At 46.2% G+C, this 25,752-nt stretch carries 24 protein-coding genes and 1 pseudogene; 5 read left to right on the top strand and 20 right to left on the bottom strand.

Annotated features, from left to right (window positions below):
* Positions 1-25 precede the first annotated feature (25 nt).
* Both M2277_RS07725 and M2277_RS07720 read right to left on the bottom strand, forming a co-directional pair.
* Complete coding sequence (locus M2277_RS07725) at positions 26-1,225, bottom strand: DUF2812 domain-containing protein (RefSeq protein WP_280754519.1); 1,200 nt, start codon at positions 1,223-1,225, stop codon at positions 26-28.
* Entirely contained in the window at positions 1,206-1,559 is a 354-nt protein-coding gene (locus tag M2277_RS07720; protein WP_006210302.1) for a PadR family transcriptional regulator, read from the bottom strand. Before M2277_RS07720 ends, M2277_RS07725 begins: the two co-directional genes overlap by 20 nt.
* Positions 1,560-1,727: 168 nt before the next feature.
* On the opposite strand from M2277_RS07720, the gene M2277_RS07715 reads away from it, so the two are divergent.
* Positions 1,728-2,306 carry a class I SAM-dependent methyltransferase gene (locus M2277_RS07715; RefSeq protein ID WP_148247232.1) on the top strand — a complete coding sequence of 193 codons (579 nt, stop codon included), beginning with the start codon at positions 1,728-1,730 and terminating at the stop codon, positions 2,304-2,306.
* A gap of 176 nt (positions 2,307-2,482) precedes the next feature.
* Here M2277_RS07715 and M2277_RS07710 read toward each other — a convergent pair whose 3' ends face one another.
* From M2277_RS07710 to M2277_RS07690, 5 genes are all read right to left on the bottom strand, one after another.
* Positions 2,483-3,232, bottom strand: coding sequence for an ABC transporter permease (locus M2277_RS07710; protein WP_006210304.1), 750 nt, complete (start codon positions 3,230-3,232; stop codon positions 2,483-2,485).
* Positions 3,233-3,994 carry an ABC transporter ATP-binding protein gene (locus tag M2277_RS07705; RefSeq protein WP_280754518.1) on the bottom strand — a complete coding sequence of 254 codons (762 nt, stop codon included), beginning with the start codon at positions 3,992-3,994 and terminating at the stop codon, positions 3,233-3,235.
* 133 nt (positions 3,995-4,127) lie between these two features.
* On the bottom strand, positions 4,128-4,472 hold the full coding sequence (locus M2277_RS07700; RefSeq protein WP_280754517.1) for a DUF1048 domain-containing protein: 345 nt from the start codon (positions 4,470-4,472) through the stop codon (positions 4,128-4,130).
* A gap of 1 nt (position 4,473) precedes the next feature.
* A complete protein-coding gene (locus tag M2277_RS07695; protein ID WP_006210308.1) occupies positions 4,474-4,806 on the bottom strand; it encodes a PadR family transcriptional regulator in 333 nt (110 codons plus the stop codon).
* A 235-nt stretch (positions 4,807-5,041) separates the two neighbouring features.
* On the bottom strand, positions 5,042-5,404 hold the full coding sequence (locus M2277_RS07690; protein ID WP_006210309.1) for a hypothetical protein: 363 nt from the start codon (positions 5,402-5,404) through the stop codon (positions 5,042-5,044).
* Positions 5,405-5,659: 255 nt separating this feature from the next.
* Here M2277_RS07690 and M2277_RS07685 point away from each other — a divergent pair, with 255 nt between their 5' ends.
* Complete coding sequence (locus M2277_RS07685; protein ID WP_006210310.1) at positions 5,660-6,001, top strand: winged helix-turn-helix transcriptional regulator; 342 nt, start codon at positions 5,660-5,662, stop codon at positions 5,999-6,001.
* A gap of 258 nt (positions 6,002-6,259) precedes the next feature.
* Here M2277_RS07685 and M2277_RS07680 read toward each other — a convergent pair whose 3' ends face one another.
* On the bottom strand, positions 6,260-6,949 hold the full coding sequence (locus M2277_RS07680) for an ArsR/SmtB family transcription factor (protein ID WP_006210311.1): 690 nt from the start codon (positions 6,947-6,949) through the stop codon (positions 6,260-6,262).
* Between the two features lie 98 nt (positions 6,950-7,047).
* Here M2277_RS07680 and M2277_RS07675 point away from each other — a divergent pair, with 98 nt between their 5' ends.
* Entirely contained in the window at positions 7,048-7,668 is a 621-nt protein-coding gene (locus tag M2277_RS07675; RefSeq protein ID WP_063480734.1) for a flavin reductase family protein, read from the top strand.
* A 162-nt stretch (positions 7,669-7,830) separates the two neighbouring features.
* Here M2277_RS07675 and M2277_RS07670 read toward each other — a convergent pair whose 3' ends face one another.
* On the bottom strand, positions 7,831-8,760 hold the full coding sequence (locus M2277_RS07670; RefSeq protein WP_280754516.1) for a LysR family transcriptional regulator: 930 nt from the start codon (positions 8,758-8,760) through the stop codon (positions 7,831-7,833).
* A 149-nt stretch (positions 8,761-8,909) separates the two neighbouring features.
* Between M2277_RS07670 and M2277_RS07665 the strand changes: the two genes are divergently transcribed.
* Positions 8,910-9,929, top strand: coding sequence for an alpha/beta fold hydrolase (locus tag M2277_RS07665; RefSeq protein ID WP_006210318.1), 1,020 nt, complete (start codon positions 8,910-8,912; stop codon positions 9,927-9,929).
* A gap of 131 nt (positions 9,930-10,060) precedes the next feature.
* Here the strand turns inward: M2277_RS07665 and M2277_RS07660 are convergent, their stop codons facing one another.
* From M2277_RS07660 to M2277_RS07625, 8 genes are all read right to left on the bottom strand, one after another.
* Positions 10,061-10,756, bottom strand: a complete 696-nt coding sequence (locus M2277_RS07660; RefSeq protein ID WP_280754515.1) for a stalk domain-containing protein — start codon at positions 10,754-10,756, stop codon at positions 10,061-10,063.
* A gap of 43 nt (positions 10,757-10,799) precedes the next feature.
* Positions 10,800-11,906 (bottom strand): sensor histidine kinase, encoded by a 1,107-nt coding sequence (locus M2277_RS07655; protein ID WP_063480731.1) that lies wholly within the window; start codon positions 11,904-11,906, stop codon positions 10,800-10,802.
* Complete coding sequence (locus tag M2277_RS07650; RefSeq protein WP_280754514.1) at positions 11,899-12,594, bottom strand: response regulator transcription factor; 696 nt, start codon at positions 12,592-12,594, stop codon at positions 11,899-11,901. The genes M2277_RS07655 and M2277_RS07650 overlap by 8 nt, the downstream gene beginning before the upstream one ends.
* Positions 12,595-13,002: 408 nt before the next feature.
* Complete coding sequence (locus tag M2277_RS07645) at positions 13,003-15,924, bottom strand: hypothetical protein (RefSeq protein ID WP_280754513.1); 2,922 nt, start codon at positions 15,922-15,924, stop codon at positions 13,003-13,005.
* Between the two features lie 95 nt (positions 15,925-16,019).
* Entirely contained in the window at positions 16,020-17,327 is a 1,308-nt protein-coding gene (locus tag M2277_RS07640) for an ABC transporter substrate-binding protein (protein ID WP_280754512.1), read from the bottom strand.
* Positions 17,328-17,368: 41 nt separating this feature from the next.
* Positions 17,369-18,526 carry an efflux RND transporter periplasmic adaptor subunit gene (locus M2277_RS07635; RefSeq protein ID WP_280754511.1) on the bottom strand — a complete coding sequence of 386 codons (1,158 nt, stop codon included), beginning with the start codon at positions 18,524-18,526 and terminating at the stop codon, positions 17,369-17,371.
* A 36-nt stretch (positions 18,527-18,562) separates the two neighbouring features.
* Entirely contained in the window at positions 18,563-19,441 is an 879-nt protein-coding gene (locus M2277_RS07630) for a carbohydrate ABC transporter permease (RefSeq protein ID WP_280754510.1), read from the bottom strand.
* A 17-nt stretch (positions 19,442-19,458) separates the two neighbouring features.
* A complete protein-coding gene (locus tag M2277_RS07625; RefSeq protein WP_280754509.1) occupies positions 19,459-20,325 on the bottom strand; it encodes a carbohydrate ABC transporter permease in 867 nt (288 codons plus the stop codon).
* Positions 20,326-20,517: 192 nt separating this feature from the next.
* Here M2277_RS07625 and M2277_RS07620 point away from each other — a divergent pair, with 192 nt between their 5' ends.
* Positions 20,518-21,168 (top strand): anti-sigma factor C-terminal domain-containing protein, encoded by a 651-nt coding sequence (locus tag M2277_RS07620; protein ID WP_148247218.1) that lies wholly within the window; start codon positions 20,518-20,520, stop codon positions 21,166-21,168.
* 738 nt (positions 21,169-21,906) lie between these two features.
* Here M2277_RS07620 and M2277_RS07610 read toward each other — a convergent pair.
* The 3 genes and pseudogenes from M2277_RS07610 to cydD form a co-directional block, all read right to left on the bottom strand.
* Positions 21,907-22,169, bottom strand: a pseudogene (locus tag M2277_RS07610) (alkyl hydroperoxide reductase subunit F); the annotation flags it as partial.
* A gap of 19 nt (positions 22,170-22,188) precedes the next feature.
* On the bottom strand, positions 22,189-23,916 hold the full coding sequence (gene cydC, locus M2277_RS07605; protein ID WP_280754508.1) for a thiol reductant ABC exporter subunit CydC: 1,728 nt from the start codon (positions 23,914-23,916) through the stop codon (positions 22,189-22,191).
* Positions 23,909-25,705: a thiol reductant ABC exporter subunit CydD gene (gene cydD / locus M2277_RS07600; RefSeq protein ID WP_148247217.1), complete on the bottom strand. Its 1,797-nt coding sequence runs from the start codon at positions 25,703-25,705 to the stop codon at positions 23,909-23,911. Before cydD ends, cydC begins: the two co-directional genes overlap by 8 nt.
* Positions 25,706-25,752 lie beyond the last annotated feature (47 nt).

Below are 25,752 nucleotides of genomic sequence, written 5' to 3'. Positions count from 1 at the left end.
TCCGTACGAGAAAACGCCATTATAGTCACATATTGTAATTATAACGCTTACTTAGTCGCCTGTAGTACAGCCAAGTCCTGATTGAGAACGAACCATAGATTAAGATTAATATGACAAACAAAATCATGTTTAAAAGTTCAATATTATCCAGATTGTAGTTGAACATCTGATGAATATTTGCCCCTATGAATAAAATAACTAATGGAATGAACATACAAGAATAGGTGACGGCTATACGTCTAGCATGTTTTAATTGATGTGATTTATCACTGTAGATTTGTGGTTCTTCCTCGCCCATTGAGTATTCACGGCTCCATAGAGTCCATTTTTGAAAGGATGAGGTGGAAACATAAGCACTCTTCCAGCCAGCATCTCTATGAATATCGAAGTAGCTTTCATCTGTATTATTTTGATAATCCGCGCAATAACTTATTTTGCGAGGACTTCCTATTTTAAAATAAAAAACGGTTCCTGTTTTACCAACACGAAAAAGATTAAGCCCCTGTTCTTCCATTGCTTCAAGCCACTTTTCAAGCTTATCCGGAGCATACATCCATGCAATTCTTCTCTTAACCACTAGTTGACCTGAACGCATTAACCACTTCTCTTCATCCTGGCTTAACCTTCTTTCAACGGTTTCGCTTCCCTGGAGTTTCTTTCGATGTGTGTTTTCTGCGATCAATTTCTTGTTGATCTTGTTAATTTTCAAAACAGAATAAAGTGCAAGTACCCATAGGGCAATTCCAATGCCCATTGAACTGTATGTTAAAATCCAAAGAGGACTTTCGACAAAATGAACCGGTCCATCTTGAAAAAACAATGTCGAGCGGATGATAAGATTAAACATAACAATGATCGTTAAATAGATTAAAACACTTGCAAAGAAGTACCCTATCGACTTATTGTGCTTGACTATGCCTTCGCGTACTGGGAAGGTCTTAATTATTTTCTGAGGTTGTTCATTCGCCGTTACATACCACCTTCCACTTTGCAGAATCTTCACCCATCCATCATCTATTAAAACTTTAGAAAGCAAATGGGGTTGGATTTTGTCGAATCCGATCCTGTACGTTCTTTTTCTCGGCTCAGCTTGCTCAAAGATAAAAAGCCGTGTACCTTTATTTATTTTCACTATTTGGTGACCCTTTTCCGCCATAGAGGAGAGCCACTCTTCGGTTTTCTGTACATCATAGCTCCAGAATGGCCTAAAAATCTTTGTTATCATAAAAACCCTCCCCATATTTCAATGCATTCTGGTACAGCTCTTTAAGTCTGTCGATCTCAGCCATGATTAATTTTTGTCCGATCTCAGTCACTCCGTATACCGTTTTTCTTTCCTCGTCGGCAAATACGGTTATTATCCCGTCTTTTTGCATTTTTGTTAAAGTTCCGTATACAGTACCTGAACCTAATCGGATTCGCGAATTGGAAATTTCCTCCACGTGTTTAACAATTCCATATCCGTGACGCGGTTCAGCCAAGGACAGAAGAATATAAAAGGCCGTTTCAGTCATGGGTATATATTTTTTCAGCACTTTTTCAATGTCCAGAATTTCCACCTCACTTGTCTTTGTATTGTTCAACTATGTCACAACTATATATATCACGTCACGACTATATCACGTCGTGACATAAAGTTCAACACTGCCTATTTGGACCTGGGGGAGCTTCTCTTGTTATGATGTAGAAGTAAAAGCCTCTTATTTTAAATACAAAGGGTTGAGGTTATGGTCATATTTCAATTGATACTATGGTTGATTGCTCTGGTGACACTTATATTGGTGGTCTCCATCGTGCTGGTCAGCTGGAAAAACGGAATCTCGCCCATGCCTGCATCCAGTCATGTCAGACAGGTCGTTATTCAGGAAGTAAACCGCATTCCCGGTTACGGTAATGTGATTGAAGCGGGCTCCGGGTGGGGAACGCTGGCTCTGGACGTGGTCAGGTCTTGTCCTGGGAAACGGCTTACGGGTATTGAAAACTCACTCGTCCCCTTGTGGTCATCGCAGCTGCTTGCGTTTGTAAATGTCCGCATTCGACAGACCAGAGGCAGTCGGAATTCTCTGGAGGGACGGCTGCGATTCATTCGTGGCGATATCTACAGCCGTTCATATGAACATGCGGATTGTGTGATCTGTTATTTATTCCCCGGAGCGATGAATCTTCTCGTGGACAAATTCATCCGGGAACTGCCGGCTGGTGCCAGGGTGATTAGTGTCTGTTTTGCTTTGCCAGGCAAGGTACCGCTGCGTACCATCACGTGCCGGGATGCGCTATGCACCAAGGTGTATGTGTATGCTTTTTGATGAATGAGCTGTTCCTGATGGGGGAAAGAGGATTGATTGCTTAGTAGTATGACTTGCTATAGATTCATCCGTAATATGAGCAAAAGCAGCCGCTCCATCGGGTCGGCTGCCTCTGTCTTATTTTCATCTGATTTTAAAAGTTCTGCTCAATTGATGTAATAACCATCATGGTGTATTTAGCCTAACTGGCGTTTAAATGCTTTACTTGCAAAGAAATAAGCGATAATCATGATACCGACACACCAGGCAAGCGCGATCCAGATATCGTTGCCGACAGTCCCTTCCTGCAAGAGGGCCCGAATGGCATTCACGATGGAAGTCACGGGCTGGTTCTCAGCGAACACACGGACAATGGTAGGCATAGTCTCGGTTGGAACAAAAGCCGAACTGATAAACGGAAGGAAAATCAACGGATACGAGTAGGCTGTCGCCCCTTCCATAGACCCCGCCGTCAATCCGGGAATGACCGCCAGCCATGTCAGCGCCAGTGTAAACAGTCCGAGCATACCCGCTACCGCGAGCCAATCCAGGATATTCGCGCTGGAACGGAAGCCCATCAGGAGCGCTACGAGGAAAACCACTACAATCGTAAGTGCATTGGATACAAGTGAAGTCAATACGTGCGCCCATAATACCGACGAGCGCTTAATAGGCATGGTAATGAAACGCGACATCAGCCCGCTCTTTACATCATTAAACAGCCGAAGGCTCGTGTATGCTACACCCGATGCGATAGCCATCAGCAAGATTCCCGGCAATAAATAATTGACGTAGTTGTCCGTGCCGGTCTCTATGGCCCCCCCTAATACGTAGACAAACAACAGCATCATCATAATCGGCGTAATTGCCACCGTGATAATCGTATCCGGGCTGCGCATGATGTTGCGCATTAAACGCCCTAGTAATATCCCTGTGTTGCTTTTCATTTACATTCCCTCCTTATTGCCGATCATCGCCAGGAAAATTTCCTCCAGCGTCGGCTGCTTCTCGATATATTCCACTTTCGCTGGCGGGAACATCGCTTTGAGTTCGGTAAGGGTACCGGTCTTGATAATTTTCCCGCCATGCAGGATGGCGATACGGTCTGCCAGTTGTTCGGCTTCCTCCAGGTACTGGGTCGTCAGCAAGATCGTCGTGCCGCCTCCGGCAAGCTCCTTGACGGTATCCCAGACTTCAATTCGCCCTTCGGGATCAAGTCCTGTCGTCGGTTCGTCGAGAAAAATGACGGCTGGCGTTCCAATCAAACTCATGGCGATGTCAATCCGGCGCTTCATCCCACCGGAGTATTGGTCTGCCCGGCGATGGGCCGCATCGGTCAGGCTGAATCTTGCAAGCAGATTGTCGGCAACTTGATCGGGATTGGAAACGCCCCGCAACTTGGCGATCATAATCAGGTTTTCCCTCCCGGTGAGCATGCCGTCTATAGCTGCAAACTGCCCTGTCAAGCTGATGCTCTGGCGAACATCATCCGGTTGACGCTGCACATCAAAGCCACTAACCCGAGCTTCGCCGCCATCCGGCTTCATCAGCGTTGAGAGAATGTTCACCGTGGTCGTCTTGCCCGCTCCATTGGAGCCCAGCAGGGCGAATATCTCACCACGTTGCACTTCAAAATCCACCCCCTTTAAGACCTCCTTGTCTTTAAAGGATTTTTTCAACTCTTTTACAGAAATTGCTGCATGACTCATACTTTCTTCCTCCTCATAAGCTATTTAGTCTGACTTATAATAAGTATTACTTAGTACCGGACCAAAAATATAACTGAATAGCGAAGGCGGCAATTCACATTGGGTAACCAGCTAATCAGTCGATATGATCTATTTATTTATTTTTTCCCAACCGGTTCTGGATGCTCTGATTCAAATCTTCGCGGTATTTGGCGACATAGGTTTTCGCATTTGCGACTAATTCATCGGCGAAGGAAGCCACATCGTCTCCGGTGATATCCAGCACTTGTCTTCCTTCCGCCGCACCACCTTCAAACAATTCGATTAATTCATATTGAATGTACAGCATATCCATTCCGCTGCCTGTTGCGAAATTCCACATATAGTTTTGAATTTTCTTAAATACGAACTGATAATCCTCTGGCAGGGCATCCACCCGTGCCATCATCATCTTGTATTCTTTTTTATCACCGATCAATTTTTTGAACAGTTCCATCATATTAATTTTTATCCTCCTTTGATCTCAAATCGTTGATTTTGGATGATACAAAATCCCACTTCTCCCAGAACAATTCAAGTTCCTGGCGGCCAGCTTCATTAAGCGAGTAAAATTTGCGGGGCGGCCCCATATCTGACGGCTTCTTTTCGATGTTCACCAGCTGTTTCTTTTCTAATCGCACGAGGATGGTGTAGACTGTCCCTTCCACGACTTCGGTAAACCCTAGATCGTTCAATCGGCGGGTAATCTCGTAGCCATAGGTTTCATGGCGGCTGATGATTTCCAATACGCAGCCTTCCAGCGAACCCTTCAGCATTTCAGTTAAATTGTCCATATTCAGAACCTCCTTTATTTCGTCCCTCCTCTAATTAGTCTGACCTATATATTCAGTACAACATAGTTCCAAGGGAAGTTTTACTCCGTAGCTTATGGAAATCACGCTATTTAGTATTACTTATTACACGTACATCGTAACACCGAGTAGTGGTGCCGTCAACTATTTTTATAAATTATTTTTCCAGCCTCACAGAATCGATCGTTTCATGCCCCCGAATACTCCCTCCCCTTTCTTATGAGGTGTAATCGTCAATCGCTTGAACAGCAAGTTCCAACGCTCTCATTCTTCTTTCCAGAAGCGTTCTTTGGGGACTGCCAGCCTTAGACTTAGCGTAGCTGTTCTGGATGGATGGTAATAAACCATTTATAACATGGCGAGCAGCTGCTAATTCTTCCTGGCCGTGATGATGGGGGCTTTGATTCCAAACGTGCTCCAGCATGGATAAGCCAATAGAAACAGCTTGAAGTCGTTTCTTTACGAGAGTAGTATTTGCACCACTTTGATTCATCTGGGACAGGGCATTCTTGAGTTTGCTGACTGTCGATTGCAGAGACCTTATGGATTCCAACTGATCTGAAATAGATACGTTTTCCATATTGATATTGTCCTTTCTCCGTTTGCAGCGCATGTGTGCGCAAGCAATGGTTTACCTGACTTCATTGTACAACATTTATGCAATGGCTAAGGTTAGTCCGTCTGGTGCCTTTATTTCGCAATAATCATTCAAGAAAAGATTAGCATACGGACTCATAATCCCCTTTACTTAAAGTAGATCTAGTTTAAAATGTAATCATACAAAAAAACAGTATATGCTTTTTAGATAGGTACTTCCAGAAAGGATAGTGTAAACATGAGTATGGCTGAATTTAAAGGTAAGGTTAGAAATATTCAAGATACGCCATTTGGTTATACCTTATCGGTGATTGGCGGGAAATGGAAAATGGTCATTATCTACCTTCTCGCCGAGAACGGGACAGTTCGCTTTAATGATCTGAAAAGGCAGATCGGAGCAATCACTTATAAAATGTTAAGTTCACAACTTAAAGAGTTGGAGGCAGACGGCATGGTGAAACGGATAGAATACCCTCAAGTTCCCCCTAAGGTGGAATACAGTCTCACAGAGAAAGCGGAAACCCTATTGCCTGTTTTGGAAGGCTTATGTGAGTGGGGAGTCAAGAACCAGGATCGTTGAATCTGTATTCACTTTAGACTCGTACAAGTTTTGTCCTCTACAGAAAAAAAACAAGTTCTTGTCCTCAACTCGGAACAAGAACTTGTAGCCCAAAAACCGCAAAAGCAGCGGCTCCGGGAAGATAGCCCATGTTCATGCTGGTACAGACAGTTTTGTAAACCTCTCCGGGATCTCAAGCCCCTTTGGTTAAGCATCGCTTCCAGAACGATTGTATCCCGTCACAGCGCGCGCGATAGGCTTGCCCCATGTGTATGGTGCCTATTCGATATCAATATGGAATGTTTCTTTTAGCCCCCTTTTGCCTTCCGGCGTGATAGATATAGCCCTGGTTTTTGGCATGCGTTGTATCCAAGCTAATTCTAATAGCCTTTCTAGCAGGGCATGGCCTAATGCTCCGGCAAGGTGATGACGTCTCTCACTCCAATCCAGGCATCGATGCGTGAAGGAGCGGCGCTTTTTCTTCACGCGTTCCAGATCGATCTGGAATGTCTGGAAGAAGGCAACTCCCTTTTCTGTAACCGTAAATTGATCGCCCACATCGGATAAGACTCCTGCGCTGAGAAGCGAATCCGTCAACTGGATTCCCAGACTCCCTGCAAGATGATCGTAGCATGTCCTTGCATGGCGTATCGCTTTATGCTCCAAGGCTTGGTTTAATGATCTTATTTCAACAGGTGGCGATATGGATAAAAGGGTCTCCATGATCCGGGCTACTTCCTGATTCGCTATTCCGTAATAACGATGCCTTCCCTGTTTTTCAACGGTGACCAGATTCGCTGTAACCATTTTGGATAAATGAAAGCTGGCCGTTTGCGGTTTAATATTTGCCATATGCGCTAGTTCTCCTGCCGGATGATATCGCCCATCCAACAAGGCGGTCAAGATGGCTGCTCTCGATGCATCGCTTACCAGTGAGGCGATCTGTGATATGTTTGGATTCGGATTCATCTTCTTCCCCCCTAATGTAATCCATATTTCGATGAGCATCGAACCTTTTTTATTTTACAATGAGTGGAGATAGAATAGTTCATGGGAGGAACGATGGTATGAAGAAAACCGCTCAAAAGATAAACACAAAAATAATTAAACCGAGAATCCTATATTATGGAACCCCGGTTATACTGCTCAACACGCTAAATGAAGATCACACCGTTAATATTAGTCCAATCTCCTCATCATGGGCGCTGGGAGAATATATCATTCTAGGCATCGGCCTTGGGGGTAAAGCGATTGAGAATCTGGAACGACATCCTGAATGCGTCATCAATATACCGGACCCTTCGTTATGGGAGAATGTCGAACAATTAGCCCCATTGACAGGGAAATATCCTGTTCCGGACTATAAACTTGAGAGCGGATTTACATATGAAAAAGATAAGTTTGAACGAAGCGGATTAACGCCAGTGGATTCCGTCGTTGTCAGGCCGACTCGTATTCTGGAGTGTCCGATCCAGATTGAAGCCAGGGTAAATCACATTCGGGTGCCTGAGGATTCACCCTTTTTTGCCATTATAGAAACGCAGGCTGTGCATGTGCATGCCCATCAGGACATCATGAAGAATGAACAACACATTGACCCAGGCAAATGGAGTCCGCTTATCTACAATTTCCGGCACTATTATGGTCTAGGCCAAGCTTTAGGCAAAACCTTTCGAGCCGAGACATAAGTCTGTAACTCATGAAGAAGAGGCCCGTAATCCATTCACGGGCCTTGTTTGTCCTGCGAATTTTGGCAACACTTCCGCAACTAACGGTCCAACAACCAATCTTTCTCGAATAAATATGAGCAATCGCCGCGCCTATAAAGTATTCCTCAAGGGTCGTCAGCTCTAATCCCTTGGATCTCGTATGCGGTTTTTATCCTCCTCCACGCTTGCAATAACCTCCCTTGCAGCTTCAATGAAAGATAATATGATCGGTGATAGCCACTTGTCTTTATGCCATGACATCTGTGTATACACGTGCAGATCTGGAATTTGCCATGGAAGAGGAACAAGTTCTCCCCGTTCAACCTCGGCTTCCGTCGTTATTTCAGGAAGAAAGGCAATACCGATTCCCGAGATTGCACATTGTTTAATGGCTTCGGCACTTTGAAACTCTAAATACGTGATACTATCAATGCCCTCTTTCTCAAATGACCGGTCAAACATGGTTCGATAGGGACAACCCTTTTCATTCGTCAGGAACACTTCCCCGTGAAAATCTTCCAGCTGCAGAACACTTCGTTTGGCGAGCGGGTGATCTGGTGCAGCGAATAAGCGGAACGTTTCTTCCAGCAGCGGTTCCACTGCAAGTCCGCTCGATCGAATAGGTTCGTCCAACATGAAGACAACATCCGCGGTTCCCTCAAAGAGCGTCTGCTTGAGCTCTTGATTGGGTACGGAACGGAAGATAAGGCGTACTCCCGGATTACGTGAGCGATATAATTGAAAGACCGCTGGAAGCCGATAGGCGCATATAACCTCGTTGGCACTTATCGTTAAGGTGCCGCTCAGATGATGTTCATTGTCATGAACAACGCTGCGAGCTTCGTCCAATTGGTTTAGAACTCCTTGAATATGAGTTAAAAAACGCTTACCCGCCGTTGTGAGAACGAGCTGCTTGCCCAAGCGGTCAAAGAGGCGAACACCAAGCTCATCCTCCAATGCTTTTATTTGCATCGTGACGTTGGAAGGAACATAGTTCAGCACTTCCGCAGCCCGACTGAAGTTTAATGTTGAAGCAACCGTGCGGAACGTATTCAGTTGGCGCAATTCCATTATGCCTTCCCCCTTTTACTTTTACTTTCAATAAAATTGAATGCTGTTTTGAAATCCATTCACTTTTATTGAGAGTATAACAGATCTATACTAATCACAAGAAATACATTCTACAAGTTGGTTTTATTTTGAAGGGAGTTAACAACACGATGGATTATGAGATTTATGATTTGGGTGACGTAACCTTGCAATCAGGAGTAACGCTACCGGACGCTTTTCTTGCTTATAAGACTTATGGAACATTGAATGAAAAGAAAGATAATGTCATCGTCTATCCAACGGCTTTTGGCGACCAGCATGTCCAGAACGAATGGCTGATCGGACACGGCATGGCACTGGATCCGCACAAATATTTCATCATCGTTCCAAATCTGCTGGGCAATGGATTATCCTCGTCACCCAGCAACACGCCTCCCCCGTTCGACCGGGCCCATTTTCCGCAGGTAACCATCTATGACAACGTTACATTACAACATCGGCTGGTAACCGAAAAATTCGGCATTCAAAGGATCGCGCTTGTAGTGGGATGGTCCATGGGAGGTATTCAAGCCTTCCAATGGGGGGCAAGTTATCCCGACATGGTGGAACGAATTGCACCTTTCGCCGGCTTAGCCAAGACCTGGCCCCACACGAATGTAGTCCTGGACGGAATGAAAGCCGCGCTCTTGGCTGCAGTCCACTTCGACTCAAGTAAACTCCATCAGCTGACTTCTGCCGACATGCGTGCCGTTGGTCGAGTCTATGCAGGATGGGGCGTATCGCAGGCATTTTACAGAGAGGGACTTTATCGTGAGATGGGGTTTGAATCCTTGGCGGATTTTATGACTGGCGTCTGGGAAGATAGCTTTATGAAGATGGATCCGCACAATGTCCTGGCCATGTTATGGACAGGACAACATGCAGATATTAGCGCAACCCCCTCCTATAACGGAGATTTCGATAAGGCGCTCAGAAGTATTCAAGCACTGGCCTGCATCATGCCAGGGAGCACGGATCTCTTCTGCTCGGCCGACGATAACGAATACGAGGCCAAACTTATGCCTAATGCTGTTCTTCATCCGATCGAGTCGATCTGGGGCCACTTTGCCGGACGCGGGATCAACAGTGCCGATAATCAATTTATCGACGATAATCTAAAACGGTTGTTGGCGCTTAGTACAAACGGATAGATCATGAATAGCATTGAAGTGTCCAGTCAGGCAGTTTGACAATGAATATAACCCCATCATGAAAACATGATGGGGTTTTTAGACTTTTAATTTTGAAAAGTGACACCGACGCATTCGCTAACGCTTCTAATTCATGATGAATCGCCTAGATCATCGGAGTCCGTAATATGGATAACAAAAGCATACGAGGTGAATCCTCTCTCCCAGTCCGAATTAACTAAAATCGTATAAAATCCCTGTTCCGTTGGCAGCTGTACTCGATGATTATCCGCCATCATCTCAATATACTGTTCTGTGCCGTTGCCCGTATCAAGGACGTTAGATATCATCAATCCGTCAGGCTCCAATCCAGTCGGATAAGTGATGACAAGATTTGATCCACGCTTCATGCGAACCGGTGGATACCCGGCTTCAGACACCCATTGTACTACCGGATCGTTCATTTCCAGACATCCATTCCAGCAGGAGTTTCCCTGCAGCAGCGGAATCTCCTGCATCCATACGCTACCATCCTTATACTCGTGCTCATAAGCAATGGATGGAACGGGTGCCTCTATTTGCTCATCGAATGCTAAGCTATGCTGTTTGATCGAGATTAATTCCTTGTTCTCATCATAATAAACTTCGGAATGCATTTCTTCCCCTACAAGGCGAAGCGGGACGTAGACGTTTCCGTTGTAGTTAATTACAGGAAGCCTCACGGTTTTACCGTTAATCTCAAATTTCCCGGATGACTGGAAGTCAATCGAGGAGCTTGCGCCATAAGCGGCCAAGCCGATAACAGCTAATAAACCGAACCATATCCATACCCATACATATTTCCGCAAATCGCCCTCCGCGCCCCCTTCCATAGTCAGTCCCTACCATTTTTTATTCAGGTATCTGCATGCCTCGCGGCAGCCGTACTTCAAAAGCTGTACGAATCAAGCTGCTGTCGGCCGTAATCGTTCCATGATGCTGCATCACGATATTTTTCGAGATAAATAAGCCGAGGCCTGTGCTGCCCTCCCGATGATTCCGGGATTTATCGCCAGTATAAAACATGTCAAATAGATGCGGCAGTTCGTTCGGATGGATGCGGTCGCCAAAGTTAATCACCTGAACTACCGCTACTTCTGCTTCAAGGAAAGCGTGAATATCGACAAACTGACCGTCGTTGCCGTACCGAATCGCATTGGTCAGCAAATTTTCAAACACGCGTGCCAGCAAGTCACCATCACCCGAAATGATCAGATGCGGAGTAACAAACAATCGGGCTTTCAGTTTGTTCTTCTCAAAAACCGGAAGTAATTCTTCGCTTAACTGCGTAAGCAGCTCGCTTAAATCGATGGGTGCTTTTTCGACCGGCAGCATACCGTAATTCATTCTCGTGATTTCGAACAATTCATCGATCAGCTTCTCCAGGCGCTTCGACTTCGCGAAAGCAATGCCTGTATAATGCCGAACCTGTTCCGGGGTCAATAACTCGTCCCTGAGAATGAAATCCAGATAACCGATAACGGAAGTGAGGGGCGTACGCAAATCATGGGCCAAATTCAGTATCAGCTGATCTTTGCTGCTCTCGGCAAAATCTCCTCTCGCCACCGCTTGCTTGAGCATCTCACCGGTCAGATTGATATCCGCCGCGATATCCCCGAATTCGTCCCGGGACGCAATCGAAACCCGCTTGTCAAAATCGCCGTTGGCGAGATGCCGAATCCCCGCAGAAATTTCATTAAAATAAGCCACATAAGGCTTCGTAAGCAGTAAGAAAAAAAAGACCGCCAACGGGATAAAAAATATCAGAAAAAAATTAATGTCCCCGACCGTTCTTATGAACAAGCGGACATAAGCCAGCGGATCCTCGAATTTGACCTGAGTTCGGTAATAATATTGCAGAATTTTATATAATGCGAACATGATGATGCCGGATATAAGCATGCTTAAGCCGAAGAGCACAATCATTTTGGAGCGGAAGCTTCGTATCAAGTTAGCCATTGAACGTATAGCCTACCCCCCAAACCGTTTTGATCAGCTTGTTTTTGTTTGTATCTTCATGCAGCTTTTTCCGCAATGTCCGAATATGCACCATAACCGTATTGCTTGTTTCAAAGTAGGCCTCGCCCCATACGTGCTGGAATATATTTTCGGTACTAAACACCTTTTTTGGGTAACTGGCCAGTAAGTGCAATATGTCAAATTCTTTGGGCGTCAGCTCGATCGTTTCGCCGTACAGGGTCACAATCCGCTGATCGGGGTAAATGACCACCCCTCCCGCTTCCAGCGCGGGTTTGCCGGAAGTCGTCGGTTGACTCATTTGCATATAACGGCGAAGGTGGGCATTCACGCGCGCGATCAGCTCCATCGGGTTGAAGGGCTTGGTCATATAATCGTCTGCGCCTCTCACCAGCCCAGCAATTTTATCAAGATCGGACGTTTTGGCGCTCAAAAAAATGATCGGCATGTGATGTTGTTCCCGAATTTGCCGGATGACTTCATAACCATCCAGCTTGGGCATCATAATATCCAGTATCGCCAGATCGACGGAATGCGTCTGAGCTGCTTGTACCGCCTCCTGCCCGTCCGCCGCTTTAAGGACATCATAGCCTTCCTTTTTTAAGTGCAGCTCAATCAGGTCCGCAATTTCTGCCTCATCGTCCGCAATGAGAATTGTAATCCGCTTCATGGTATCCATCCTCTTCGTTCACTTTGCAACATTATTGAAACTTGAGACTACAGGCAGGAGGATTCAGTAATTCAATCCAACCGCTTGTAAGCACCTCCCGACTATACCAGTCTAGTTGGAATATCTCAAGAATCCTTTTAGAATTCTTAAAGAGTTATGTCTATATAAGTTGAACTAAAGATTCTCAGCCCGAGCATCACTACGAATACGGATTATTCTTCCGATCGCTGTTGCCCCCAGATTTCTATCAATCTATTTAAAAATGGTTGAAATCCGGGTGCTGTATATGCTTCCGATGCGAGCTTTCCTTTGGAAAGCTTTCGGGCGACCGCTACCGCTTCTCCAGAATAATTCCGTCTTCTCCGTTGAGGTTCTTCTTTTCATTAGTTCAATCTATATAGATCATATTTAATCGCTATCCGACTTGTTCACCTGATTCTCTTCATAAATAATCGGAAACGACTGGCTTCCAAGCAGCATTCTCCGCCCTTGGAACTCATCATACAGATTGATGCGAACTCCCCCACCACTTACGTTTTTGCTGAAGTTGTTATTCACTGTAATGGTGTATGATTTATTGCTGCCGATGGTCAAATCGGTGCCGAGTGTTAACGTCTTCTCCGTGGATTGTCCGGTCGGGTCAATCATCTCCATAATGAGTTTATGTTCATATTCACCTGTCTCGTAATCGCCATTCCTTGAGAGGTTATAATGAATAGCGGTATTGAGCGTGTCTTTCCCTTCACTAAGTCTAGCTTCCCCTCTCGTAATGGAGAGTTTATAAGGAAACAATTCCACATTTCCTAGATTCGTTGCTGGTTGGATAGCTCTAGGGCTAAGTGCTAATCCCACCGTATTGATCGATCCAATAACTTCCGTTGATTCTTCCCGCTGATCTGTCAACTTTTCGCCTGCTACACCTTCGCCGATATACAATACAAGCTGTGAAGTATTCACATTCAGCGGAAGCTTGCTCCAAACGGTCACCAGATTTTTTCCGTTCGGGCCTGTCTTGACGGACGATTGATTGACCTCTGCCTCAAAATACTCGTTGTCCGGTGTTTTGTAGTAAGCCACCAGCTGCGCCTGCTTGGATTGACGTGTTTCCTGACTGGTCATCTCCAGTTCCGTGTAGATCAAATTGGAACTGCTGTCCTGGTAAACGGTACTCATTCGTTCACGGACCTCCGCTTTCTTGCCAGGAGTATCGATACGATAGGATTCGCCAGCAGCAACCTGGTTCACCACATTGTTGACCGCCCGGGTATTTAGCGACAGAAACCTCGTGAGGTCCTCTCCTGAAACTTCCTGCAGCTCAATTCGTAATTGATTGAAATTGTAGGAATACGGTACGTTGGCAAGTACATACATCTCTACGGTTTCATTAGGCGCCAGAGTCGTCTGATCATTCGGAATCACGATTTGAGCTGTACTGCTGAGGTCTCGCATATCTGCCTTAACTTGGGCTTTGAGTTCAGGCAGCTGTACGGTTAACGCTTTGGTGTTACGAATGCTGATACGGGCTGCAATCTGATCCCCATCTCCCCATGGCAGCCGCTGATATGAGCTCAGCTTTACGCCGAATGTCCCATGGTCGTTCTCGATGACGTTTTCTGAGCCCAGATGGCTTTTACCTTCCTGAGCATAAGGAATTTTATAGTGGGCAGCCGGGAAGCTGATCTTCCCCTCCACCGCAGGCTCCGTTAATTGCAGCTGCAGCATATTCTGTTGCATGTGCAATGGTACATCTGCACGGAGATCCATCAGCTTCTCTTCTAACGGCTTCAGCGTAACATTGGCGAGTGCCTTCGCATTCACCGGGATGCTGTAGCCTTCATGGGTGAGGATCGAAAGCTCATAAGCCGGCAGCTTCAATGATTTTTCACCAAGATTTTTAACTCGGAATTGCAGGCTCCATTTCCCGGTATCGTTCTCAGCATATACGGAAGCATGTTTCAACTGCGTTTCAATCATAAGGTGATGAACGGATATTGTTTTGACGGCATAATCCGCCGCAGGAACATCAGCCGTAACGGAAGGCAGCTTGAAGGTTTTTACTGGCAGCGTCATTTTTAAAGCTTCATCTTCCTGCATGAATTGCATCGTCATATTATCGGTTTTGAGTGTGGACGGAACCTCTGCCAGATAATAAATCGTTCGCTTCTGCCCTGGCTGGATCTTGAAACTGCCTCCTGTTTCGTCCTCAGGCACAAGGTCGAATACCGAGCCGCCGGCCGACTTTAGTTGTACTTTATATCCAGGGTCACTTAGCACCTTCTTACCTCCGTTTGCAACATTGACCCCGACTCTCAAATACACTTTCCCATTATGTTTCATACGCTGCATTTTTTCTGCCTTGACCGTAACAGGCTGCTGCTTCATCATAAGCTTTGCGCTGTTGCCTTTAGCCACCGCGATATCCGAAGCTGCCGCAGTAAGTTTAAACGATTGCACCGGAAGATGTATTTTCAATGCTTCGTCTTCCTGCGCCAGCTGCAATGTCATACCATTCGTCTTCATCGTGGAAGGAATCTCCGCCCAACAGTAGATGGTTCTGCTCTCCTGAGGCTGGAGCTTGTAGCCAGTGCTACCCGATTCGGGCAAGAGTTCAAATATCGAGCCGCCGGCCGATTTGAGATATGCTTTATATCCGGGATCGCTAAGCACCTCGGTTCCTCCATTTGAGAGCTTCATCCCCAGTTTTATATATACTTTTCCATGGATTGTATACCTCTGTACCGTATCTGCCTTGGCCGTAACTGAAAGATTATTCATCTTCATCTTCTTGCTCTTGCCTACAGGAACTACAGATGCGTACTGGGCCGGAATCGTGAAACCTCCCAGCTTCTTCTCATAAGTGGCGCTGCTAAAATCCCATCCGAATATGGAAACCTTCATTCCGTTTACCTGTGCCGATCGTCCAATGTTCACATAGTACGTCACGGAGTGACTGCTGTTCGCAGGCACCGTTCTTTTACCAGCATCACTCGTCACAACTTTTCCTTTTACGATGGCGCCACTTGGCGTGGAAACCTTGGAAAAATAATCGATAAGATCTACTCTGCTGCCACTGTTATTGTTGTAACGAAGCGTGTACGTGAGGATATTCCCGTCAGGTTGTGCAAAAATATTCATATCCGTCAGCTTCACACTGACGCTCTGCTTCAATGCGACCGAGCCGAGTTGATCCAGTGTGAACATCGACGCGGCTGCAGCAGATTTGGAAAGGGACGAATCAGCTGCGTATGCCCCGTATGTGTCAAAGGCAAAAGATTGACTCAACACCGCAGCGCATAGCACCACTGCCATGTATTTTTTTGGCCTGTGCATAAATGTACCTCCCGATAAAAAAATCTATATTTCGCTTTCCCTCTTCTGTGAAATAGGAAGCAGCGCACGTATGTGGGCTGCTTCCTGTCATCTTCCTATTCGTTTAAATAGGTGGTTACCCGGTTCTGGATCAGCTTAGCCACTTCTTCCGCAGTCTTCTGTCCGCTGAAGAACGCATAGGACTCTTCACGGGCAATGTTTAACACTTTAGCATCCAGTTCCACGTATTGATCGGCGGATTCAACAATTTGTTTAAACACGGTAAATTGTTCATCAGATACTTTTGCCTGCTCCCCATTCGAAAGCGTATAATCGCCGCTTTTCACTTTTTCCTGAAGGTCATTGATCATCTTTTCATTCACGGATTTAAGCATCGAGAACCCTGTTCTTTCTTGTATCGATTGTGCTTCTTCAGACAATAAGAAAGTGATGAACTTCCAGGCTTCATCTCTTACCGGCGTTTTGGCATTGATTACGAACTGAGACAAAGGAACAACTCTCGCGCCTGTACGATCTCCGGCTTCTCCCGCTTGCGGTATTTGCAATAGCTTGGGATTATCAAAAATCGTATAAGGGCCTTCGATAAAATCAGTTGGTGATCCGATCCGGCTGGAGTAGAACAATTGATTGCCCGCCTTTGCCACTTCTGATGTGATGATTTTATCGTCAGACATTTTCTTAGCTTGCTGGAGCAGATCCACAAATTCGGGCGAGTCGAACTTTGCCTTTTTGGCGGAAGCCTCAACAAACGCAGTGTAGTTCGTAAATAACATCTCCTGAAAAAGGTATTCCGGCGGATAGTCTGCCAACGCATAAAGTTCATCGGCACCACGATTCTTTTGGATAACTTCCTTCGAAACTTGCTCGAACTCCTTCAAGTTCCAGGTCTGATCATCGAACTTCACATTGGCGCTGCCCAGCATGTCCCCGTCACCTACAAACACACTGAAGGAATAGCCCGAAGGGATCACGTAAACCCCCTCATTCACCTTCAAACCGTCCAAAATAGTGGTTTGTAAATCGTCTTTGTTCAACGTCTGTTCTTGCTCCAGTAAATCATTCATATCGAGAAGAAAACCTTTGCTCACATATTCATTAAGAGGCAGGACGTCAGCTTCAATGATATCCATGCCTTTTCCCGATAACATGGCTGTATTCGTTGTGTTTCGATACTTCTCATAGTCTTTAGATTCATGGATCTGCAGATCAATATCCGGATGTTTCTCTTCAAACTTTTTTTCCAGCGTCTTATAGAACGGACTCGACTCTAACAGCGACAGGGTGAGCACCGTTTTTCCCTCTTTCGTTGTGGACTGATCCGCCTTCCCGCTTTCTCCAGAGCCGCATGCGGTTAAACTTGCGATAATAACACCCATTGAAATGATCGATAGCCATTTTTTCATGTTACAAATTCCTCCTGATCTTTTCTTATTGAAACGCCTCACTATTCCAATCGAATACGGTTTCCATCTTGCAGAGGCTCACTGCTTTTCAGAATGATCTTATCCTCTTTATAGATGCGATCGGATTGGATCATCGTTTCTTTGTCATTCTTTTCACTGATTTCAATGTTCACTTTACGGGCAACAAATACATTACCGAGTGCACCTGGCTGCTCTTCAACCACAAAAACATACATGCCTTCCCGATCCTGATGAACAGCGCCGCTTGAAACAAGCAGTCCTTTTTCGTGTGAGCTTTTCTCGATTTTGATTCGAGCCTGCTCACCTCCCTTCAGCTTGGCATCTATGATCTTAATGCGAATGATCTTTTGAGGGACGGTTGTCGTCACCGCTCCTTCATCCGATCCCCCCTCTATAAGCGGCTCCGCATTGGTTATTTCTTCAATGACACCGTCCATGACACTGCTTCGCTGCTTGTTATCTGTATCTACCTCAACCTCAATCCGCTCTCCGATGGATACCCCTATGCTGGACAAGCGCTTGGCATCCGCACCCACTTCAAATCGGTAGCCTTGGCTGCTGTTCGAGATAATGACATCCGGCTCGCCCGCAGATGACAGTCCTTCTACTGCATTCAGCTTGGTTACAATCCCGTTGAACGGAGCCGTCAGTACTTGATCTTTTGACAGACGTTCTCTCATCTGGTTGATCTTGCGTTCCTGCGCAACTATATCAAGTTTACCTTTTTCAATTTCACGTTTTGCGCTGCGCTGCTTAAGTTCATCTTCATCGATGGACGACTGAATAAACTGGTCCTGAAGATTCTGATGCTCGATTCTCTGCTTTTCCAGATTCGTTACTTCAAGTTCTATTTCTTGTCTTGCCGATTGACTATCATAGGTGATGAGCTTCTGCCCCTTCTTAACACGTTCCCCTTCTTTCACGAGAATCTGCTGAACCTTCCAGTCCGTTGAACTGGATAGTTTAGCATCAGCAATCGACTGAAGGATTCCGCTTCCTTCGATTGCTAACTCGATGCCTCCCATTTTCGGCTGTTCCGTAGTCACCTTCGGCAAGGTGAGTGATTGCAGCGTGTTACTGAACAACGTGAAGAACAGCAGCAATCCCATAAAACCCATGAACACGATTTGAATAATTCGCTTTCGTCTTTGGTCAGCAACCCCTTTTCCTAACTCCATATCCTTTTTTCTCCTCCTAAAAACCGCCCTGAAAAGTTAACCCTTAACTCCTGACAATTGAATGCCCTCAATAAAATACGACTCCGCGTACAGAAATAACATCACCATCGGGGCCATATAGAGGAAGGATGCAGCAAAGGCAATCCCCCGCTCGCTATCATGGATACTGGATAAAAAAACGGACAGCGGCTGCTTGAATGGGTCGTCCAGAAAAACAAGCGGCTGTTCCACCATGTTCCAATAGTCAACGAACAGCAAAATCACGAGAGCGGCCAGTCCTGGCTTAATCATCGGAACGATCATCGTCATAAATATCCGCAAGTGCCCGGCGCCATCCATTTTGGCAGCTTCAATGTAGGCATAGGGAATATCCAGCATGAACTGTCTGAGCATAAACACGCCAAATGCTGCGAAAATACCAGGATAGATGATGGCGCCTGTGGTATTCAGCATGCCAAGCTTATCGACCATAATATAGTTTGGTACCAGCGTTACTTGGAATGGCATGAGCATCGTCATGACATATACAAGAAACATAGGATCCCGGCCGCGGAATTTCAGCTTGGAGAATGCATAGGCAGCTAGGGCTGCTACGAGGGTCTGGCCCGCAATGATTGGCACCACCATGAACACGGAATTCCAAAACATGGTCAAATATTTCGGATTGTCGATGAACACCTTCCCATATTGTGCAAAAGACACCTTGTCCGGAATCAGTTTCAGGTTTGCAAAGGAGTCGTCTCTACCTGGAGTCGCTTCATTCATTTGCCCGATGAGGCCATAATTGATCTCAATTTCCAGTTCTGTCATCAATGAATTTGTGAATGTAATCACAATAGGTGACATTAAGATCACAGCAATAACGCCCATGAGAAACGTTAAAGCACTTTTTTTCAATATGTAGACTACTCGCACAGACTTCGCTCCACCTCCTATTCCATGTACTGTCGATGCCGTCGTTCAATCGCAAAAAGTACCAGGACGATCAGCATAATACAGACAAACATCAAGGATGCCGCTGCGGTCAGCTTCTGAATGTCGAGTGATGCAAACATATTGTTCATATAATGCTGCATCATGTAAATGCTGTCATGAGGATAATCACCTGCGATCAGATACGTTTCCCGAAACACTTTGAATGAGTTGATAATGGACATAATTACAACAAAAAACATGGTGGAAGTCAGATAGACCAGCGTCACGCTTCGGAATTGTCGTAAACGACCAGCCCCTTCAATCCGGGCCGTTTCGTAGTAATCCTTCGGAATTTGCTGCAGCCCCGCCAGGAATAAAATGACGTTGTAACCGATGTTCTTCCATAGATACACCATGATTACGACCCCACGTGCCGATTCCGTCTTCATCCAGTCCACCCGTTCATATCCATAGCTGTTCAGCCAGGCGTTCAGGGAGCCGTTCCAATCAAATATCAGCTGCCAGATCATGATGATGGAGGCGACGGGCACAACAAGCGGCATGACATAAGCTGTCCGAAGCCATTTTTGAATATATATATTTTTATTCAATAGCATCGCTAATCCCAGGGACAGCATGACCATAAGCGGAACACTGACCGCGCTGAAGTAAAACGTGTTGGATGCCGCCTTGCGGAAGGAACCACTTCCAAGCAGCTCCAGATAATTATCGAGCCCCACAAAATGACCGTCCACCGATTGGCTCATAAAGGAATAGTACACGCCCATGACAAATGGAATAAGATAAAAGAGTGCAAATCCGATACCACTTGGCACGAGAAACAACATGGCCGCCGAAGCATCCTTACGGAGCCATTTTTTCATGATTGACCGATCCATCCTTTCTCAGTTAAGTTCAGACCTCCATCCTGGCTTGTTACGTTTCCCAATGCATTAAGAATAGAAAAGATTGCTTAAGAAAAAAGTGGGAAAATATTAAAAATTCCTAAAATATTGTAGGGATTTATCGCTTTCGTTAAAAACAAAAGTGGTATAACAAAAAGCAGTTTCGCTTCCTTGTCTGGAAGTACCAAGCAAAGCATTTCAATACCCGATGCTCACATGCAAAAAAACAGTTATGAGTATTCACGCAGTTACAATGGTCTGAACGGGCAACGAGAAATGCTGTTTTATATTCCCGGAGTAGATTATAACGGCAAAATCCTTAATGATCTCCCCCTGCTTCAGGAAATGGATCCAGCAAAGCTGGTTGAAATGGCCATTTCTTTTGACAAAAGCTATTCATTAAGTGAGGTGAAACAGCTGACTCCTTCAGGACTAACCCAGACTTGGTATTGGGTGGACACCTACGATAACAAAAAAATTTATGAACCCTATATCGATGGAAACGGAAACAAGAGCTACGCAATTCCTCATTCAGAGTCATGGGCTCACGGATTTGGCATCTCCCCAACCGAACCTGCAATTGAAGCAACGGAACAGCCGTTTCTTGATGCTTTGGAACGGGGAGTTCAGCTGAAAGGAAACTACCATTATGATTTCAAGCGAATCTACAATTATTTAAAGAAAGATAAATCTAAACCGGATGCGAGTGATGTTCGTATTTTGGGCGTGGTTGTTACAGGGACAGCAGAAGAGTTTCAGGTACTCAGTGGAAAACCTTATGTGAGAGGGATTACATTGGGGGCTGTAGTTGATAAGTACTAAATGCTGCTCCCCCCTTCCACATTCAACTTTTTTTGTACACCCTTACCTTTCTATGTAACCATCATACGATAAGGTAGGTGGAATGATTCATGAGCGAAGTGATAGGTGAATATCGGTGTTGCATATGGTAAATTCGGAAGAAAGGCCATGTAGGCATGGGCTTCATGGCCTTTTGAATGGATATGAAAGTTAAAGTCTTGGGGACTTTATCACACTTAGGCAACAGTTCAGAATAGGAATTAAGCCATGAAGGCAATCATGCATGACACTTATGCCATTAAAGAAACGGGCATAACAGCCTTGGGCGAGAGAATTATACCCAAGCACAGAAAGAACTAGTAATTATCACCAACAAGATAAAAAGAACCAATATTGCCCCAACTGAACCGTGACCCTGATGACAATGATGGTATCCGTGTCTTAGAACTTCACTCATGTGTTTTCCTCCTTTTATGGTTATATGTCATAAGGTATTCAGTTTCTTACTCGTTGACAAGGCGAACGTCCATATAAATAAAAAACCTCGGGGATTGCCTCCCTCAAGGTCAATCAATACTGCACTTGCTTCGTAGGAAATAATGACTCTTTATACACTACACTGATTTCCTAAATATACCTTCATTATCTACTAAAGATTATACGTGAACATGGTGCTGGGATTGATTCCTATCAAAATAATAAAAGTCGCCTAACTACCTGATTGGTAGTTAGGCGACCGCTTAAACATTAGATATTGTATTAATTGCGAATAAGATAATCAAATGCGCCTAAAGCAGCATTTGCGCCGATCCCATAGAAATGATGATCTGTTTGTACGGACTGTTTGTGCAATCGCCGGCAGTAAACACACCTGGCAAGGTGGTAGCGCCATGGTGGCAATATAAGAAACACCGTTCAACTTATCTGTTCCAGTAAATTCTTTTATCTGAACGTCTTTTTAGGACCGTTACGTTAGGCAGACTGTAAAGACGATCTTGATGAACGGCGTCCGCTTTTACCTTATGGCGAGTTGTGGCTTGTCTACGCTCCCACTTCTCCGATCATTTGCCGCTCAATTTGCTTCATCTCATAAAAATAGCCTTTTTGCTCCATCAACTCCAAATAAGAACCTGTTTCGATTACCCTGCCTTGGTCCATGACCACAATCTGGTCCATCTCTTCCAATCCGGTAAGCCGATGACATATCAGGAGAAGTGTATCATGAGCTGCCTGTGTATAGAGATGCTTCATAACACGCTGCTCTGTCACATAATCCAGCGATGAAGTGGGTTCGTCCAGCAGCCATAACCGTCCTTTGCGAAGCATCGCCCGTGCCAGAGCCAGCCGCTGCTTCTCCCCGTCTGAGAGATTCTCCCCTTTTTCATACACCCTATCGGTCAACGATGTATCGGGCAGCTGCACTTTAGCCAGCACTTCCAACAATTGTTCGTCTGTGTGCTCTTCTCCATTCAACAGCAGGTTGTCCCGGATCGTTCCCCGGAAGAAATGACTTTGCTGCAGCACCACATTAGCCGCTTGCCATATGCTCGCCTCATCCAGTTCTTTCACCGAAATGCCGTTTAATCGTATATCACCATCCATTGGTGTACGCAGCTTGAGCAGCAAGTCGATAATCGTTGATTTTCCTGAACCGCTCGGCCCGACAATCGCCGTTTTGGATCCGGGTGTAATGAGCAGCGACATATCCCTGAGCGCCGCTCTCCATTCCCCTTCATATTGAAACGTAACACCGGATAGCTCAATCGAAACAGCATGATCCACAGCCAACGTGCCGCCTGGCTGCGAAGATTGCACGGCGGTGGACTGAACCGTTTCCGTCAGTCGTTTAGCTGCGTGTTCGCTATCCTCCTTATACGCGGGTAATGTCGCCATTGCCGCCGCTTCTTCAAATACGGTTAACGAGGCCATGACCAGCATAGCCAGAAACACCCCGGCGAGCGCCCCGTCCATTATTAAATAGGCACCCAGCGCGAGCACCCCCCAGGAAATGAGAAACGTAACCAAAGCATGCATCGATTGCCCGCGCAGCAAGTGCCCGGCTGCTCGCTGCTGCTCGGCCGCCAGTGTTGAGGAAGCCTGCTGAAGCTGCTGCTCCCGCTGTGCCAATTGCCCGTACACTTTTAAATCCCGGAATCCATACAACACTTCGGTAACTTCCGTGGAAAGCTGCGCCCGCTGCTCGCGAACGCGTCCATGGATTCTCCGCTGCCCGAGCAAAACAATTCCCGGTACAACGAATGCCGTTACCAGCATGCCCAGCACAAACAGAAGGGCAATCCAGAGTGAAAAGGCAGAAGTAAACCACACCGTTGCTAAAAACACCATGACTACCATGATCGGGGGATAAGCAACACGCAAGAAATAATTTTGCAGGCTTTCCACATCCCCAACGATCCGCGCAAGCAAATCCCCGCTTCGATTTTTGTTCAGTATACCGGGCGTTAAAGGAATTAACTTGGCAAAAAAGGATGTGCGCAAACGGCTGAGCATGGAGAACGTCGCCCGGTGAGAATACAAGCGTTCTCCATAACGGCTCGCCGCCCGAAGCAGACCCAGCATTTTGACCAGCGAGGTAAGCACAATCAATGTATAGAGCGGTGGCGCAAATACCGTTTGCGAAATTAAATACCCGCTCGCGGAAAAGAGTGCCACACCGGCTATGCCAGCGATAAAACCACCCAAAATCGATAGGACAATATCCTTGCGCTCCTGCATCATCGCTTTGGACAGAACAGCCAGCTCATTCATGGTCATCCCCCCTTTTCCGCTCTACATCAACCATCTCGGCATACTGGGGCAGACGCTCCAGAAGCTCATCATGCCGTCCGGCGTCCACCAGCACTCCACGGTCCATATACAAAATTTTGTCGGCTTGTTGGATTGTATATAATCGGTGAGCCACCGTTATCATCGTAGCCGACTTGGCCAGCTTGGCAATGGAGCGCTGCAGTACTCGCTCGGTGTGCAAATCCAGCCCAACTGTAGGTTCATCAAACAATATGATAGCAGGCCGCTTCAAAAAAGCGCGTGCCAGAGCAAGCCGCTGCTTCTCCCCGCCGGACAACCCCCTGCCTCCTTCACCCACAAAGGTATCAAATCCATGCTCCAATTGGGCGGTAAGCGCGGCAAGTCCGGCTTCCTCTGCCGCTCGCTCAATTTCAGCCCTGGTGATGTTTCCACCAGCCCCAATTGCAATATTTTCAGCCAATGTGCCTGCAAAAATATACGGATGCTGTGTAATGTAGCTAACATACTCGAACCATGCGCTCTCATCGTATTGTGAGAGTGGGCTTCCATTCACCAGTACGGTTCCCGAGGCTGGTTTCAGCAAACCTGCAATGAGATGGAGCAAAGTCGTTTTGCCGGAACCACTCTTGCCAACAATGGCAATGTGTTCTCCCGGACCCAGCGTGATCCGTCCAGTCTCCAGCTCGAAAGAATCGGGAGCATATCGAAACCGGAGATGGTCCAGTTCCAACGATGGCGGCATGTGAATTGGATCGAAATGAGCAATGATCTTGTCGATTCCTTCGGATGTACCTGCTCCTTCATTGTCATTCGCGTTCCAGCTCTCCCCTGCCGTTTCCTCCAGCATCTGCTCCACCTTGCGAACCGCTCCCATACTGGTTCGTCCGCTGTGAAAGGCCGTTCCCGTGTTCTTTAACAGACTGTAAAACTCGGGAACGAGCAGCAGAACGAGAAATGCAGTATGGAACGTCATCGATTTGAAAACGAGCAGCTGGATAGCCAGTTCGAGCGCGACAATACCGATACTTAGCATCACGATCGATTCCAGCATGAAGGTATTCGTAAACGCAATCTTCAAAATGCCCATCGTGGCATCACGGTAGCCCAGACTGCTCCGTTCAATCTCCTGCTGCTGATGGCGGGCCCGTCCAAATAGTTTCAACGTCACCAGCCCTTGCAGAGAATCCAGAAACGTACCTGAAAACTCGGCCAGCTGCGCATATTTTTCTTCGGATTTATTCTTCGTTTTCAGCCCCACCAGAATCATGAACAACGGGATAAACGGAGCCGTAAACAGCATAATGAAACCTGTGTTGGCATGTTGGGTAAATGTAACGACCAGAATCAGTAGCGGGATCATGGCAGCTTCCATCATACGCGGCATGTACTGACTGAAATAACTGTCAGCCTCATCCACAGCATCCAGAGCAATACTGACCTTCCCTCCCGTCTGTCCAAGAAGGGTTGAAGGCATGGAGGCATGGGTCAAGTTTTGCAGCACAGCTGCTCGCATATTCGTCTTCGCAGTGGCAGCCATACGCAAGCCAACTTTACCGTTTCCATACGACAACAATGTGCGTATAACCATAACAGCCAGAAGCAGGCCGAGCAGCACGGCAACCGATGAAAAGGAAGCACTCTCTACAAAAACCCGTTGGACTGCTTCAGCAAGCAGTCCAGCCTGACTCACAATAGCAACACCAAGCGCGAGCGAAATGACCGCGAGGAGGGTCATACTTTTCCGTTGTGAAGACATTTGCTGAGAAATCAGACTGGATCTCCTCTTCACAGATCTCTCCTCCTTTATATATAGGCCTGTATAGAAACCTGTTACAA

The sequence above is a fragment of the Paenibacillus sp. LBL genome (assembly GCF_029893715.1).
GTDB classification, from domain to species: Bacteria; Bacillota; Bacilli; order Paenibacillales; family Paenibacillaceae; genus Paenibacillus_AQ; species Paenibacillus_AQ glucanolyticus.
Note: the sequence above shows the minus strand (reverse complement) of the source record. Positions and strands in the feature narration are given on the sequence as shown.

Coding starts and splice junctions, on each gene's coding strand:
- M2277_RS07685 (WP_006210310.1), top strand. CDS start 5,660: ATGAGTATGGCTGAATTTAAAGGTAAGGTTAGAAATATTCAAGATACG.
- M2277_RS07635 (WP_280754511.1), bottom strand. CDS start 18,526: ATGGAGTTAGGAAAAGGGGTTGCTGACCAAAGACGAAAGCGAATTATT.
- M2277_RS07625 (WP_280754509.1), bottom strand. CDS start 20,325: ATGAAAAAATGGCTCCGTAAGGATGCTTCGGCGGCCATGTTGTTTCTC.
- M2277_RS07665 (WP_006210318.1), top strand. CDS start 8,910: ATGGATTATGAGATTTATGATTTGGGTGACGTAACCTTGCAATCAGGA.
- M2277_RS07675 (WP_063480734.1), top strand. CDS start 7,048: ATGAAGAAAACCGCTCAAAAGATAAACACAAAAATAATTAAACCGAGA.
- M2277_RS07700 (WP_280754517.1), bottom strand. CDS start 4,472: ATGATGGAACTGTTCAAAAAATTGATCGGTGATAAAAAAGAATACAAG.
- M2277_RS07640 (WP_280754512.1), bottom strand. CDS start 17,327: ATGAAAAAATGGCTATCGATCATTTCAATGGGTGTTATTATCGCAAGT.
- M2277_RS07670 (WP_280754516.1), bottom strand. CDS start 8,760: ATGGAATTGCGCCAACTGAATACGTTCCGCACGGTTGCTTCAACATTA.
- M2277_RS07655 (WP_063480731.1), bottom strand. CDS start 11,906: ATGGCTAACTTGATACGAAGCTTCCGCTCCAAAATGATTGTGCTCTTC.
- M2277_RS07650 (WP_280754514.1), bottom strand. CDS start 12,594: ATGAAGCGGATTACAATTCTCATTGCGGACGATGAGGCAGAAATTGCG.
- cydC (WP_280754508.1), bottom strand. CDS start 23,916: ATGAATGAGCTGGCTGTTCTGTCCAAAGCGATGATGCAGGAGCGCAAG.
- M2277_RS07725 (WP_280754519.1), bottom strand. CDS start 1,225: ATGATAACAAAGATTTTTAGGCCATTCTGGAGCTATGATGTACAGAAA.
- M2277_RS07695 (WP_006210308.1), bottom strand. CDS start 4,806: ATGGACAATTTAACTGAAATGCTGAAGGGTTCGCTGGAAGGCTGCGTA.
- M2277_RS07705 (WP_280754518.1), bottom strand. CDS start 3,994: ATGAGTCATGCAGCAATTTCTGTAAAAGAGTTGAAAAAATCCTTTAAA.
- M2277_RS07645 (WP_280754513.1), bottom strand. CDS start 15,924: ATGCACAGGCCAAAAAAATACATGGCAGTGGTGCTATGCGCTGCGGTG.
- M2277_RS07690 (WP_006210309.1), bottom strand. CDS start 5,404: ATGGAAAACGTATCTATTTCAGATCAGTTGGAATCCATAAGGTCTCTG.
- M2277_RS07710 (WP_006210304.1), bottom strand. CDS start 3,232: ATGAAAAGCAACACAGGGATATTACTAGGGCGTTTAATGCGCAACATC.
- M2277_RS07715 (WP_148247232.1), top strand. CDS start 1,728: ATGGTCATATTTCAATTGATACTATGGTTGATTGCTCTGGTGACACTT.
- M2277_RS07680 (WP_006210311.1), bottom strand. CDS start 6,949: ATGAATCCGAATCCAAACATATCACAGATCGCCTCACTGGTAAGCGAT.